This is a genomic window from Flavobacterium macacae (genome assembly GCF_003865365.1).
GTDB classification, from domain to species: domain Bacteria; phylum Bacteroidota; class Bacteroidia; order Flavobacteriales; family Flavobacteriaceae; genus Flavobacterium; species Flavobacterium macacae.
On the sequence record NZ_RQVR01000010.1, the window covers coordinates 39274 to 53245 of the forward strand.

A 13972-nucleotide genomic window follows, 5' to 3' on the forward strand; every position below is an offset into this window, starting at 1 on the left:
GCAAATCACTGCAGATATAGCTTCCTTTATTAGGGTCAAGCGCAACCGTGTCCTAGTAACTCCTTACTTTCCTTATAATTTTTTCAAGTGCCTCAATGGCAATTTCCTTGTCACGGTCCTCCGCGGCGTACGATTTGCTGCGGATGGAGTCGTACGACAGGTCGTCCTTGTGCTGGGTCGACAGATGTGGCACTATGCTTTTGAAGACCTCAGTCATCGACTTGGCGATCAGCAGCCGGCTCTCGTCGGCAGCCCTGATGATAATTGCAATCTGATCAGCTGATAGCCTGCAGAGCACCTTTAGCGGCTTGGCATTGATTGAAGCCGCCTCATCCTCACCTGGGCCTGTTCCCATCGGAAGTACCCGCAGGCGCAGGCTGTTCTCAAGATAGCGAACCTCGGAGCGGAACCATTTGCCAAGCAGTGTGGAAAGTTTCTTCCGTCTCGGATTTAGGATCACTCCCTTCCTTATCTGCTTTTGGAGGAACTCCTTGAAGTGGTACGATAGATTCTCGATCTTCTCGCCAGCGCCATCAATGCTGTTAACCTTTTCTGCAATGCAACCGGTATAGAATTTGAGATACGACCTGCTGTTGAAATTCATATAGATCAGCAGGTCGTCAAGTCCTGAAGCATCATGCTGTGCGCCTTTGAAAAATATTTCCAGTTCCTTTATCAAGCCTTTCCTGTAGTATAGTTCCCTGAAGGTAGCCCTGCTGCCTCGCTTGGAATTCAGGAATGACGATAGGTTCTTGAACACGATCTCCGCGGCAGGCAGCTGGCCGCTATCGGATGCGGCGCTTTCCCTTATCCTGTCAAGCCTTGCCTGCAGTTTTTTCCTTGCAATTGCAAGATACGTGGCCGGTACCCGATTCTTACTGCTCAGGTAGCTTGGAAAGTGCTTGTCAAGAAAAGTCAGCATCTCATCCAGCCCGGTTATGACCTCTTGCATGGTACCGTTCAGATCCCCACGCTCAAATTCAGGGTTGCCCAGGTTCTGGACGGCCATATCGAGCAGGGCGGTCAATGCAAAATGGTAGTTCTGCACCAAGGTCGTTATCTTTCTCCTTGACCTCAACTCGAATACCTGCGCATTTAACTGGATCCGTATGTTCACTAAACGCCCTTCAAATTCCTTGCGGATAGCCTCGGATTGCTCTGGGGTCAGATTACCTACGTTATTTTTCTTCGGATTGAGGTCGTGCATCAATGTCTGGTCAAGCCATTCCAAAAGATAGGTCCTAGTCATGATCTTTCATTTTAATATTCAAAATGATAATGCCGCGTAAGTTCGATCTGCAAAATTGCTATAGGGCCGAACGAAATTCCGACGGGGTATGCCCGCTGTGCTTTTTGAAAAAATTGCTGAAGAAGGCCGGGTTGCTGAAATTTAATTCTTCTGATATCGCAAGCACGGTCATATCCTTTTGCAAAAGCGTTCTCGCATGGCCGATAACCGCATCCTCGATACATCGCTTTGCCGTCTTGCCAGTGACAGACTTCACTGTCTTGTTAAGGTGTCCCATCGTAATGAATAGCGAGTCAGCATAGAAGGCTACATCGTGATGTGTTTTAGATTTCGTTTCAACCAGGTGAAGGAATTCCATGGTCAGCCTTTCCTTGCGGCCGCGTCGCGCATTGACATAAAGGCCGTGGCAATGGAATAAATTTGCGACCTCGTAAATGAACAGATTGAAGCTGAATTGCAGCAGTTCTTTCTTGAAAGGCGATTGCAGTACAGACGGCACATGCATATGCTTTTTCAATAGCTTCAAGTGCAGGATCACCAATCTCATTTCTCCAACAGGGAGCGTCATCAGTGTCGGCTCATCAGCGATAAAGAAATCAAAGTATCCTGCATGGGGGCTTCTGAGGCTGTTCTCGGAAGCGAATCCACTCGTATAGCTTATTCCTGAGAGCACGGTACCGATTTCAAGTGACGTCACCTTGCCCACTTTGCTGATCGGGGCGACAACCAGGCTGCCCTTAGGCAGCACGAAGTCTTTTTGATTGATCCTTACCTGCAGCGACCCGCTGCCGACGATAAGTATTGTGAATCGCCAAGCCACAAACAATTGCTGCGCCTCTTCCAACGTTGCGGGAATCGACTCGTATACAACAAGATCCGGACCTTCGGAATATCGTATGCCCGGTGGGCATGCAGTACCTGCTTTTCCCATGACGTCAGGCTTTGCCTTTTTCTAACGATACGACCATAAGCACTATCGTTGTAAACGATAGATTTGACAGCGTTGCACAGAAAAGCAGCCATCCCAGAAATCGTATGCTGTGGAAGGATACCTCTCCGTTGGCAGCATAACCCGTAATCTGGTCGTAGGAGAGCAACTGTGCAGTGAAGCACAGGCATACGCCATTGATTATAATGAGCAGGCTGCAGACGAGGGACTTGACCCGCGGCTCGTTTTTCAATAACTTGAACATATCATTTGGCTGAAGAGGCCTTGAGGGCCAAACCGGCAATGGCTGCTTTCTTGACTGCAGAGACCGGATTCTCCATACTTCCCTCTGCGGACCCGGCGATATTGCCCACCGAGGTTTCCCAGTCCTTGTCCTTCCGCTTTTTTGAGCGGTAGAGGGAGTGGCGGACGATTGAGGCCGTAACAAGCATTTTTTCCTTGTCTGCAGCACTGAGATCAGCAGTGCCAGACACTCCTGCCTCGTAGCTCACTATGTGGCTGTAAATTTCCTCATACCCATCCTTTTCATGAAGGAAGATGTAGTTCAGGAAGCCCGCCATGCTGGCTTTTGCACTTGTACTCATTTGCGAGTTCTCGATGACAGTTCCGGCCCTTTCCATCGGAGCGTCAAGGATCAAAGTTATTGATGGGGCAGATACTTGTAGGCCCTGGTCAAGTTCCAATCCCCCAAAACCGTCGTTTGCCGAAATTATGGATTCTACATGGGTGCTGATTGAATCGATATCCTGGCCTTGGTAGGCTCCCCTTTCATAAAGCGCAAGGATATCGTTGTGGGCATTCCCATAGGCATCGTACGGATTTGCGGTATTATGCGGCAATTCCGCCTGGCCCTTAAATGATGCCGACAGCATTTGGGAGCTTCCTGGGCTGCCCTCATGTTGTGTCAAGATATTATCTTCTGTATCACATGAGACAGCAAAAGCCGATAGGATGATTATCCAAAGTGAAATATTTTTCATGGTATGGTCTTTTAAAATGTTATTGAATACTTTTTCTTTCAATTCATTTTACCCGGGTAAGCAGAATTTCCATCGGAGTGCAATCCGATATTTTGCTTTTGAATTCGATACAAATCTATTCGGGGCAGATGTGTCCTGCAACCGTATTGATTGGCATTTACGGCATTTACACTGTGGATTTCGTGAAAATATGTACCACTTTTTCCCGTTTTTCCCGCTGGTCTGCACGATTGTTTTACATTTGCGCCGGCAATTCCCAAATGGCCAAATCCGTCGTGCCGGCAACATGTTTCCTGTCTGGAATCCAGGGCGATGCGACATAAACCAACCTGCAAATGATTAAGAATATTCCGACACTGCTGCTGCTGCTGGCGGTTGTCAATGTCGTCTCGGCTCAGAAAAAAGAATTTACCGATTCCCTCACGGGAAGGAGCCTCGATTACCTCTTTCAAAGGATCGAGGATGCGGAAAGCGGAAGTCCGCTACAGGCCCTGTACCTGAAATCCTTCCTTCAAAGGGCAAAGTCTGGACGAAATTGGGAAGATAGGATCGACGGCTATAAGAATTATGTCCATCATTCCGATGAAAGGCTCAAGCTGACCTACGCAGACAGTATGGTCCATGCAGCCAAGATGTCCCATGACAATGCCCTGATAGGTTCGGCATACCTTTCCAAGGGAATCGTATACTACGGCCAGAAGAAAAACGACCTGGCATTGGACAACTACCTGATTGCAAACAATTATATATCAAAGTCCAAGGAACCGTACCTGGTATACAAGGTGAAATACAACATCGCCCAGATCAAGTACTATTTGGGATTCTATGACGAAGCCATTTCACTTTTCAACGAGTGCGCAAAATTTTTCAAGGGCAGCGATTCCAGGGGCTATCTGAATTCACTGCACTGCCTGGGGCTCTGCTACAACAGGGTCGGCGACCTGGGACTTTGCTCCCAGACAAATGCCCTGGGGATTGCCGAAGGACAAAGGCTGAAAAATTTTGATATGGTTGCCTATTTTGAGCATTCGGAAGGCATCAACCAATACTTCATGCATAACTACGCACTGGCAATCAAAAAGATCAATGGTGCGCTTCCGGAAATCGCGCGCAATGGGGATTTTGCAAACCAGACGGTAGGCAAATTCTACATAGGCAAATGCCACTGGGCTCTGGACCGCAGGGATAAGGCGGTCGGATACTTTCAGCAGGTGGATATGGTTTTCAAGGAAAGGAACTACATACGGCCGGACCTGCGCGAGAATTACGAATTGCTGATCAGGCATTACAAATCCACCGGAAAACTTTCCAATCAGCTTTATTACATCGATAGGCTCATCAAGGCCGACAGCGTGCTTTCCACCTCTTTCAAGTATCTCTCGGGCAGGATCCACAAGGATTATGATACCAAGGAGCTGCTGGATGAGAAGAAGGAGATTCTGGAAGCCCTCAAGGCCAGGCGGCACAATGACAATATTGCGCTGGCGGTAATTTCCATGCTTTTCCTTTGCCTTGTCGCAATAACCTACTGGTATCTGAAAAGAAAGGTCCAGTATAGGAAAAGGTTTGAGGAGCTGATGCGCGACAAGGAAGAGCATATGAAACTGGAGGAAAGGAAACTTTCCGCAAGGGCGCCATTCGACGTAAATGAAAAGGCGTCGGCCTTGATGCTGAAACACCTCTCCCGCTTCGAGAAGGAAAAGGGGTTTCTTGACAGGGATCTTACACTTGTGAAGCTCGCGGCCTCGTTTGGCTCCAATACAAAATACCTCTCAAAGGTTATCTTCCAATACAGGGGGATAAAATTTGTCGACTATGTCAACGAACTTCGCGTGCTTTACATTATCGGCCTGATACGCAACGAAAGGAATTACAGGAACTATACCAATGAGGCGCTTGCGGAAGAGGCTGGTTTCAGCAGTACGCAGCGTTTCGTAAAAGCGTTCACCAAGAAGACAAAGATCTCACCGAGCTATTTCCTCCAGCAGATAAGGAAAGGCGATGCAGATGAATGCTCATGATCCGGTAGTGGGACAGAAACCTCAGTGCCTATCTCTTTCGAAGACCGCCCGACGTATCAGATTGTTTTTCCGAAATCTGATTAATTCGTTCTCATTATGCGCAATAATTCAGGTATTGCGTTGCCCTAGCAAATGTTTGTAATCTCTTACGATTATCTTTTCCGCTGGCCAAATTCCGTCCTTAGCGCAGAGAAATCTTCCCTGATTCCCTGTAGGAGGTCCTTGACACTCATTACGCCCAGATCGTCCTGTTCGAATTCTTTTGTCGCAATGCTGCACGCATAACGCCAGATTTCAAGCACCTCGGAAGCCTTTACCTCATAAGGCTCATAGACTGTGTTGTCAGATTTGGCTACAAACAAATTCTTGCCTTTTCTGACAAGGCGCTTGTAGGCAATCCCGTTGGTTTTCGTCACAATGATGTAGGTCTTGCCGTCCACTACATCCCTCAGGCGCTCGATATATTCACCGACGACGAATGAACCTTCCTTGTGCGGAGGCATTGAATCCCCGCTTACAGGAAATGCACGGTATTTCCCATTTCTTAAAAAAGGAAGGGAGATATGCTGCAGTGCTTCTATGAATTCCGGATCACTATATCCTGCAAGATAGCCCGCACGCGCCTTTTCCGGAATAATCTCAATCCTGTTCTCGCCATTGCTGTCAACGGTGATCGGAAGCAGTATCCTGTTCTCTTCCAGCTGCAGCAGATCCTCATACGGCACACGCCGGATATCAAATGACAGTAACAGGTCTATGCTGACAAAATAAAAGCGTGAAATTTTTTGAAGGCAGTCCAGCGGCGGGTCTGTGGTTGCTTCATACTTCGCGTAACGTTCACGCGATATCTTCAACGCATCCGCTACCTTTTGCTGTGTCAGATTGTGCTTTACACGAAGGTATCTGAGATTATCGGAAAATATAGACATATGTTAATGGTAATATAATTCACAACAAATATAATATTCTTTGGTAATATCGTTCCTAATTTTGCAAATATCTTTTTACTTCAAAATTTTAAATTATGGGCGCACGTGCAGTTGGACATATCGATATGGACACTTTTTTTGCTTCTTGTGAAGTGCTTGCAAATTCAAAATTGCAGGGATTGCCCGTGATTATTGGCAACGGCGAGCGTGGCGTGGTTGCCTCATGTACCTATGAGGCCAGACGCTTCAATGTCCGTTCTGGGATGGCATTAAAAATGGCCAAGGCGATGTGTCCGGACGCCATCCTGATAAAGGGTGATATGGAATATTACGCCAGGATGTCCAGGACGATTACCCAGATTATTGAGGAAAAAGCACCAGTGGTAGAAAAGGCAAGCATAGACGAATTCTATCTTGATGTTACGGGGATGGACAAGTTTCACGGCACCTACAGATGGATGGAAGAATTGGTGCAGTTGATCAGAAGAGAGACAGGGCTGCCCGGCAGCTTTGCGCTCTCCACAAACAAGACAGTGGCAAAGATCGCATCCGCGGAATCAAAGCCTGTAGGAAAGTTGCAGATTACCGAGGATATGGTGCAGCCCTTCCTGAATCCCCTTCCTATCAGAAGGATTCCACAGGTTGGTTCGGAGACCGCCGCGTTGCTCACCCGCATCGGCATCAGGACCATAGAGACCCTGGCCAGGATGCCGGTAAGGATCCTGGAAGAACAGTTCGGGAAGAACGGCAGGACAATCTGGAGCAAGGCGAACGGCATCGACAACGCTCCTGTGGAGCCCTACAAGGAACAAAAATCGATTTCCAGGGAACAGACATTTGAATCCGATACCATAGATGTTTCCATGATGCTTGTGCTCCTGTCGAAGATGGTCGAGGAACTGGCGCATCAGCTCCGGGAGCAAACCTGGCTGGCCGGGACGGTTTCGGTAAAGATAAAATATTCAGACATGGATACCCAGACAAGGCAATCCTCGTTGGCATACACTTCGGCGAACCACAAACTGGATGCGGTAGCCCGGGATTTGTTCTTCAAGTTGTACACCAGGCGCATACGGGTGCGATTGATCGGCATTACCTTTACAAAACTTGTACGAGGTACCTACCAGATCAACATGTTCGAGGATACCGAACAGATACTCAAGCTCTACTTGGCCATGGACAGGATGAAAAACAAGCACGGGATTCATGCGGTTACCCGCGGTGTGGGCTTCGATCTCAAAATGCGCAGGAGATAATGTTCCTTAACTGCCACTCCTACCACAGCCTGCGCTACGGGACTATTTCCGTAGAAGAGCTGGTCCGATCAGCCGCACAGTGCGGGGTGACGGCATTGGCCCTGACGGACATTAACACGGTCACCGGCATCTATGAATTCTACAGAAGTTGCAATGCGTCGGGCATAAAGCCGCTTGTTGGAATCGAATTCAGAAACGGCGGCAGCTGCCAGTTCATAGGGCTTGCAAAAAATGCGGATGGGGTTGCGGAAATGAACCGATTCCTTACCGGGCACAATTTTAAGAAATCAGAGATACCGGCAACGCCATCGGGCTTTGAAAATACCTTTGTCGTCTATCCTGTGACAAATATTCCTGATTGCCTCGGTGATGACGAGTATGTGGGCATCCGTCCCGATCAGCTTTACCAGCTTTTCAGACCGGAACTTCGGAAACTGATTTCGAAGATGGTGATGCTTCATCCGGTGACGCTAACGTCTCCTGAAGATATCGACCTGCACAGGATACTGCGGGCAATCGACGGCAACAAGCTCCTTTCCATGCTCAGGGATGAGGATTGCTGCGGCGCTGATGAAGTGCTGTTTTCGCAGACGGAACTGGAAGGGAGATATTGCGAATATCCCCAGATTGTCGCAAATACACGCAGGCTGGTCAGCGAATGCAACTATGTATTTGATTTTTCGGAACCCAAAAACAAGAAGTACTACATGGGATCAAGGGAATCCGATATCCGGCTTTTGACCTCTCTGGCGATGAAGGGCCTTGATTGGAGATACGGTGCGGACAGCACCGAAGCCCGGGCGCGGGTTGAGAAAGAACTTGCGGTAATCGACCAGTTGGAATTTAGTGGCTACTTCCTGATAACCTGGGACATCGTCCAGTACAGCACGCGGCGGGGATTCATACACATCGGCCGCGGCAGCGGCGCCAATAGCATTATCGCCTACTGCCTGGGCATAACCGACATATGTCCGCTGGAACTGGATCTGTACTTTGAGAGGTTTCTAAACGTCAACCGCAAAAGTCCGCCGGATTTTGACATAGACTGGTCCTGGAAGGAACGCGATGAGATACTGACCTACATCTTTACAAAATACGGAAGGGATCACGTTGCGTTCACCGGAACCAATGTGGAATTCAAGTACCGCTCGATAATGCGCGAGGTCGGCAAGGTCTTCGGATTGCCCAAAGCAGAAATTGATTTCCTGGCAAATAACCCGATGGATATCCATGACGGCAATCCGGTTGTAAAGGATATCCACAGGTTTGGACGCATGCTGGAAAAATTTCCAAACCAGCGGAGCATGCATTCCTGCGGGGTGCTCATTTCTGAGAAGCCCATCACCTGCTATTCCGCCCTGGAGATGCCCCCGAAACAATTTCCAATAGTACAATTCGACATGCATACTGTTGAAGAAATCGGATTGGAGAAGTTTGACATACTCAGCCAGCGTGGGATCGGCAGCATAATGGATGCGGTGCAGCTGATAAGGCGCAACCGTAATGTCGATATTGACATTACCGATACGAAGCTTACAAAGAACGAATCAGAGTGCAACCAATATCTGGGACGTGGCCAGACCATTGGCTGCTTCTATATTGAGAGCCCTGCCATGCGGGGACTGCTGCGCCGACTCAAATGCGACAATTACAAGACCCTGGTGGCGGCTTCCTCCATCATTCGCCCCGGGGTCGCACAGTCGGGCATGATGAAGGAATACATCTTCCGCCACAACTATCCCGACAGGTTCGAATACTTCCACCCGGTTTTTGAGGAACAGCTCGGAGAGACCTATGGGATAATGGTCTACCAGGAAGACGTGATCAAGATTGCGCTGCACTACGGAGGCCTGCCCGCATCGGACGGCGATATACTGCGACGCGCAATGAGCGGCAAGGGGCGTTCGAAGGCGCAACTGGACAGGATAAGGGGAGATTTTCTGAGATGCTGTAGAGAGAAAGGACATCCCGATGCACTAAGCGAGGAGATCTACAGACAGATCGAATCCTTTGCGGGCTACTCCTTCTGCAAAGCGCATTCCGCTTCCTATGCTGTGGAAAGCTACTGGAGCCTCTACCTGAAGGTGTATTTCCCAATTGATTTTATGACTGCCGTGATCAATAACGACGGGGGATTCTATCGGACCGAAGTCTACGTGCATGAGGCCAGGATGTCGGGAGCGGCTATCCACAACCCCTGCGTGAACAACAGTATCTTTGAAACCACACTCTATGGCGACGACATCTACCTTGGATTCAAGCACCTGAAGAGCCTCAGGAACGAGACAGCCATCAGCATAGAAGGTGAAAGGGAAAGCAATGGACAATTCGTATCCCTGGAGGACTTCATCAGCAGGGTGCCGATAGGGATCGAATCGGTACAGATCCTGATCTTTATCGGAGCCTTCCGGTTCACGGGAATCGGTAAGAATGAATTGATACTTAAGGCGCGGCAGATACTCAACAACTACAGAAGGAACCCCGGCGCCATGCTGCTCTTTGAAGAGCCGCAGGTGGAGTTTGAAATTCCCGTATTGGAGCGTTCGCCATTGGAAGATGCCTACGATGAGATCGAACTGCTTTCCTTCGCCACGTCCTTCACTCCTTTCGACCTGCTGAAAACAAAGTATCGCGGTGAGGTCATGGCCAAAGAACTGCACAAGTTCCACAAGCAGAAAATCCGTATGGTGGCCTATCTTATTTCCCGGAAGCACGTCCCGACAAAAAAGGGGACGATGTATTTCGGAACCTGGGTCGACGTGGAAGGCAATTATTTTGACACTGCTCATTTTCCGGACTGCCTTCAGGAATCGCCTTTCAGGGGCGGGGGCTGCTATCTTTTTGAAGGTATCGTCGAGGTTGACTACCACTTCCCTACCATAACCGTAACCCGGATGGGAAAACTCGCTTTTATACCGGATCCAAGGTACGAGCAGCACCGCAGCCAGCAATTCAAGGTATACGATCTGATAAATGAGGACGTCAGCATGACCCAGCGGGCACCCTACCCGCAGGAACACGAAATCAACCTGCCGCGGTACAGGATGGCAGACGGGGAATTACAGGATGGCGTCCATCCTATCCCAAAAAATATTCGGAGTTTTATGGAGAAACTATTTATAAATGGTAATTTCGCCACTGACGGCAAAGGCCGAATTTTAAAGAATAATGGCTGACAATAAAGACTTGATTAGATTCCTCGCAGCACAGAACCAGGTGTACCTAAAGGCACTTTCCGAAATAAGGAAAGGTTCCAAGTCCACACATTGGATGTGGTTCATATTTCCACAATTAAAAGGACTTGGAAGAAGCGAGAATGCAAGATATTTTGGGATCAGGGACATGCAGGAAGCTACCGCCTATCTTCATCATCCGATACTGGGCAAGCACCTGGTGGAGATCAGCCTCGCATTGCTTAACGTCAATGGCAGGACTTCTTTGCAGATATTCGGGCCTACGGACAATCTCAAGCTCCGATCGTGCATGACGCTATTTTCGAATGTCGAAAATGCTGATCCCGTCTTTAGGCTGGTACTGGAAAAATATTTTGATGGGGCCCTTGACCGTAAAACACTAGAGTTGCTTAACCAACAATTCTAGAACGGCAGGTGTATGGGTAGGAATATGACAGATCATTCTTAGTACATTAAGTAAAATTGCGACAGGTATATTTCTGGAACCATTGCCAATATAGTGCAATCGGCTTGCGGTAATTAAACTCGCATAGGGCTTGACTCGACCCAATAATTTGGAAGCAATAATTTTCAAATACAATAAAAAGCATGGAACGAAGAAAACAGACACCCCCTCCAAAATTGCATATAGAGAGGCATCCATTCAACAGCAATGTGGGGGCACTTTCAATCGGACATAATACTTCCAGAATTATTGTGGGAACCTTTCCTGCGTACGAGGTGGTAAATAGCAAATCTGTCCAGATGAATTTCTATTACGGAAGCCGAGATAACAGCTTCTGGGACTTGTTGCAGGAGGCTATGGGAAAAAGTTTTGAAATCGATGAGGAAGTGGTTCAGGATTTTCTGATGGAAAACAAAATTGGCATAATCGATATGATAGAAAAATGCTACCGGAAAGTCAACCGCAGCTCTAAAGACAAGGATCTTGCCATAGTGGAGCAACTTGATTTCATTCATTTAATACAAAATTGTCCGTGCAGGTCCTTCTATACTACCAGTAAAATGGTGACTTCACTCATACTGAAACAGCTCAGACCGGTGGTCCGTGATCTGCACTCTAAAACAACTGAACATAATGGATTTCCGTGCCTGGAGGTTAGTTTTTGTTTTCTGCTTGATGGAAATCAGTATAAGATATATATCTTCAATCTTTACTCACCGGGTCCAAATGGGCTACGGGGCATGCAGAAAGGATTGAATGGAGACGGTAGAACAGACCTATCAGCTGTCGACATTCGGAAAATGCAATACTCAAAACTTATGTCGAATCATTAAAAAAAGAGAGATGGATAATCTTTTCAAATCATATGGCTCAATTCCCGTTGATCAATGGGACTATTATTTCGATATTGACGAACAGGTCAGGATTCCGTTCCCTTTTACAGGTGAGCCAGCGGAGCATAATTATTTTATACGGGAGTATTTCACGCGCGGCGGTAAGGCGGAGGCGATGGAATCTGTAGCTCTCAGTTTTGATAATCTTCGGTTGCCAAACCATATCAATTCTGTTTTCTTTCTTGGAATTATGGTCTATAACAATACATCCCTTCACAGGAAATACAAACTTGAGAACAATGCCCCCGGATATAAGAGCTTCCCCTTTATTTGGTTTCTGATTGCGCTTTATCACGATAATGCTTACGAAATGGAAGGACGGGACAAATTGGTCGAAATCCAAAGCGTGGAAGAACTATGCCGCCATTTCGATATCGCGGAGCTGCTGCTTGATAAGATAGTTGATTGCAGGTACCGGGCCCTGCTGGATTCACGACGAAATTATTTTTTATATCGGAAAAGGGTATCCGGCGTTGTTGACCACGGCATACTGGGCAGCATCTTGCTGTATGATAGGTTGGTCAAGATCAGGGCTGAGAAGAAAAAGGAAAACAAGGGCAACAGGTTTTGGGGACGTAAGCTGGTGAACCAATACCTGAAAGCCGCAAACGCCATATCGTTGCATAACATATGGATGCCCACGCGAGCTACCGAGCAGATATACAGGGATAACAATCTGGAGATGCTTATTGGGATTCAAAAAGTTAGATTCCTTGATTTCCCGCTTTTCTATATCCTGGCTGTTATCGATACCATCGAACCACTCAAAATCTACAAGGACCTGAAACTGCCGGATATTAAGATACTTACCGAAATATGCATAGAATTTAAAAAAGATGGTATCTCCCTGTTGAAACAAGAAGGATCTGATCTGGACTTCTCGCGGTTGATAGATAAAGCGCGAAGCCTAGAAAACTGGATAGATATCGGTGTTCGTGCTGAATCAGATCTTGTGGAAATAACTTTTCATTACTAGCCGGGCAAGATTCAAAATTGCTGTGGCTTAAAACCGATACACATTAGATAAATGGATTTTAATTTTTTTACAGTTCTGGAAAAAGATAACAAGGAACTGATTCACTCTTCCTTCATGCGATTTTTGCTTGGTGAGGACAGTAGGTTTGCCGAAAAATTTCTCGGCATTGAAGCCTTCGGTCCCCAGAAAGTCATCTCTCTGGAAAAATCATACCTGTTGGATATACGTGGCAAGAATAGACGTTGCAGGCTCGACATAGAAATCGTTGACGGACAACGTATCATTATAATTGAAAATAAATTCAAATCTTTTCCTGATACCGCGCAGCTGGCGCATTATGATCAGGTACTGGACTGCCAGCATCCTGGTAAGCATCAAGTCAAATTCCTATTGTGCTTTGACAAGAACCTCTTTGCTGGTCATGGGGATTGGATTGTGAAAGATTACAGCGATCTGTCTATCTATTTAGCGGAATATCTTGATGGAATGGACAATGGCGACAAGAAACTTTTTATAACACATTATTACAGTTTTTTAAAGGATTACCTGCAGAAATATGAGACCTATTTAAAATCTTCATCCTGCATATTCTTGAACCAGTCTGAGAACGAGAATAAATTCTGGCTCAGGTTGCTCTATTCACATTTGAAAATAAGACTTGACCGATATTTTGCGGAAAAGGGTATGACTGTAGGAATAGGCTTTGGAAATGGAAATGCAAGTATTCCACTGATGGATATAGTACCCGAACACTGGATCCTGAATGATCAAAGATTGCTTTTGCAGGTTCAAAACGGCGAGCTCAAATTTTATGGGCTTACAAAGGATAAGGTATTTCTAAATGAAATAATTGCATTTTCAAGATCAGTCATCAATAATGTCGAGTTTAAGAAGATGACAAGCCGTAAGGAGAATACGGCATTTATATTCAAGCTCAATATTCACAATCCATTACAACAAGGCCAGGATTTTAATCTGGATTATATTTATGAAATTGTTATACGGTTTCTAGAAATCATAGAAGAAAGGATAATCGTTCCATATCTTTTAAAAAGCTGAATTAGATAAAGGCTGCATATT

At 46.8% G+C, this 13972-nt stretch carries 11 protein-coding genes; 7 read left to right on the top strand and 4 right to left on the bottom strand.

Annotated elements, in window-relative coordinates; all coding sequences use genetic code 11:
- Nucleotides 1–52 precede the first annotated feature (52 nt).
- From EG849_RS09655 to EG849_RS09665, 3 genes are all read right to left on the bottom strand, one after another.
- On the bottom strand, nt 53–1249 hold the full coding sequence (locus tag EG849_RS09655) for a hypothetical protein (protein WP_125012879.1): 1197 nt from the start codon (nt 1247–1249) through the stop codon (nt 53–55).
- A 58-nt stretch (nt 1250–1307) separates the two neighbouring features.
- Nucleotides 1308–2180 carry an AraC family transcriptional regulator gene (locus tag EG849_RS09660; RefSeq protein ID WP_125012880.1) on the bottom strand — a complete coding sequence of 291 codons (873 nt, stop codon included), beginning with the start codon at nt 2178–2180 and terminating at the stop codon, nt 1308–1310.
- A 263-nt stretch (nt 2181–2443) separates the two neighbouring features.
- Nucleotides 2444–3220 carry a hypothetical protein gene (locus tag EG849_RS09665; protein WP_125012881.1) on the bottom strand — a complete coding sequence of 259 codons (777 nt, stop codon included), beginning with the start codon at nt 3218–3220 and terminating at the stop codon, nt 2444–2446.
- Nucleotides 3221–3513: 293 nt separating this feature from the next.
- Between EG849_RS09665 and EG849_RS09670 the strand changes: the two genes are divergently transcribed.
- Complete coding sequence (locus EG849_RS09670; protein ID WP_125012882.1) at nt 3514–5199, top strand: helix-turn-helix domain-containing protein; 1686 nt, start codon at nt 3514–3516, stop codon at nt 5197–5199.
- A 152-nt stretch (nt 5200–5351) separates the two neighbouring features.
- Here EG849_RS09670 and EG849_RS09675 read toward each other — a convergent pair whose 3' ends face one another.
- Nucleotides 5352–6128, bottom strand: coding sequence for an XRE family transcriptional regulator (locus EG849_RS09675; RefSeq protein WP_125012883.1), 777 nt, complete (start codon nt 6126–6128; stop codon nt 5352–5354).
- Between the two features lie 95 nt (nt 6129–6223).
- Here EG849_RS09675 and dinB point away from each other — a divergent pair, with 95 nt between their 5' ends.
- From dinB to EG849_RS09705, 6 genes are all read left to right on the top strand, one after another.
- The gene (gene dinB / locus EG849_RS09680) at nt 6224–7384 is read left to right on the top strand and encodes a DNA polymerase IV (protein WP_125012884.1); all 1161 of its coding nucleotides are present in this window, start codon (nt 6224–6226) and stop codon (nt 7382–7384) included.
- Nucleotides 7384–10560 carry a DNA polymerase III subunit alpha gene (locus tag EG849_RS09685; RefSeq protein ID WP_125012885.1) on the top strand — a complete coding sequence of 1059 codons (3177 nt, stop codon included), beginning with the start codon at nt 7384–7386 and terminating at the stop codon, nt 10558–10560. The genes dinB and EG849_RS09685 overlap by 1 nt, the downstream gene beginning before the upstream one ends.
- The gene (locus EG849_RS09690) at nt 10553–10984 is read left to right on the top strand and encodes a DUF1810 domain-containing protein (protein WP_125012886.1); all 432 of its coding nucleotides are present in this window, start codon (nt 10553–10555) and stop codon (nt 10982–10984) included. The genes EG849_RS09685 and EG849_RS09690 overlap by 8 nt, the downstream gene beginning before the upstream one ends.
- 182 nt (nt 10985–11166) lie before the next feature.
- Complete coding sequence (locus EG849_RS09695) at nt 11167–11856, top strand: uracil-DNA glycosylase family protein (protein WP_125012887.1); 690 nt, start codon at nt 11167–11169, stop codon at nt 11854–11856.
- A 10-nt stretch (nt 11857–11866) separates the two neighbouring features.
- The gene (locus EG849_RS09700; RefSeq protein ID WP_125012888.1) at nt 11867–12892 is read left to right on the top strand and encodes a hypothetical protein; all 1026 of its coding nucleotides are present in this window, start codon (nt 11867–11869) and stop codon (nt 12890–12892) included.
- A 51-nt stretch (nt 12893–12943) separates the two neighbouring features.
- The gene (locus tag EG849_RS09705; protein WP_125012889.1) at nt 12944–13951 is read left to right on the top strand and encodes a PD-(D/E)XK nuclease family protein; all 1008 of its coding nucleotides are present in this window, start codon (nt 12944–12946) and stop codon (nt 13949–13951) included.
- The last annotated feature ends 21 nt before the right edge of the window (nt 13952–13972 follow it).

What these genes read in the sequence shown, in the direction of transcription:
- EG849_RS09655 (WP_125012879.1), bottom strand. Translation starts at nt 1,249, where the DNA reads ATGACTAGGACCTATCTTTTGGAATGGCTTGACCAGACATTGATGCAC.
- EG849_RS09690 (WP_125012886.1), top strand. Translation starts at nt 10,553, where the DNA reads ATGGCTGACAATAAAGACTTGATTAGATTCCTCGCAGCACAGAACCAG.
- EG849_RS09705 (WP_125012889.1), top strand. Translation starts at nt 12,944, where the DNA reads ATGGATTTTAATTTTTTTACAGTTCTGGAAAAAGATAACAAGGAACTG.
- EG849_RS09675 (WP_125012883.1), bottom strand. Translation starts at nt 6,128, where the DNA reads ATGTCTATATTTTCCGATAATCTCAGATACCTTCGTGTAAAGCACAAT.
- EG849_RS09670 (WP_125012882.1), top strand. Translation starts at nt 3,514, where the DNA reads ATGATTAAGAATATTCCGACACTGCTGCTGCTGCTGGCGGTTGTCAAT.
- EG849_RS09700 (WP_125012888.1), top strand. Translation starts at nt 11,867, where the DNA reads ATGGATAATCTTTTCAAATCATATGGCTCAATTCCCGTTGATCAATGG.
- EG849_RS09695 (WP_125012887.1), top strand. Translation starts at nt 11,167, where the DNA reads ATGGAACGAAGAAAACAGACACCCCCTCCAAAATTGCATATAGAGAGG.
- dinB (WP_125012884.1), top strand. Translation starts at nt 6,224, where the DNA reads ATGGGCGCACGTGCAGTTGGACATATCGATATGGACACTTTTTTTGCT.
- EG849_RS09685 (WP_125012885.1), top strand. Translation starts at nt 7,384, where the DNA reads ATGTTCCTTAACTGCCACTCCTACCACAGCCTGCGCTACGGGACTATT.
- EG849_RS09660 (WP_125012880.1), bottom strand. Translation starts at nt 2,180, where the DNA reads ATGGGAAAAGCAGGTACTGCATGCCCACCGGGCATACGATATTCCGAA.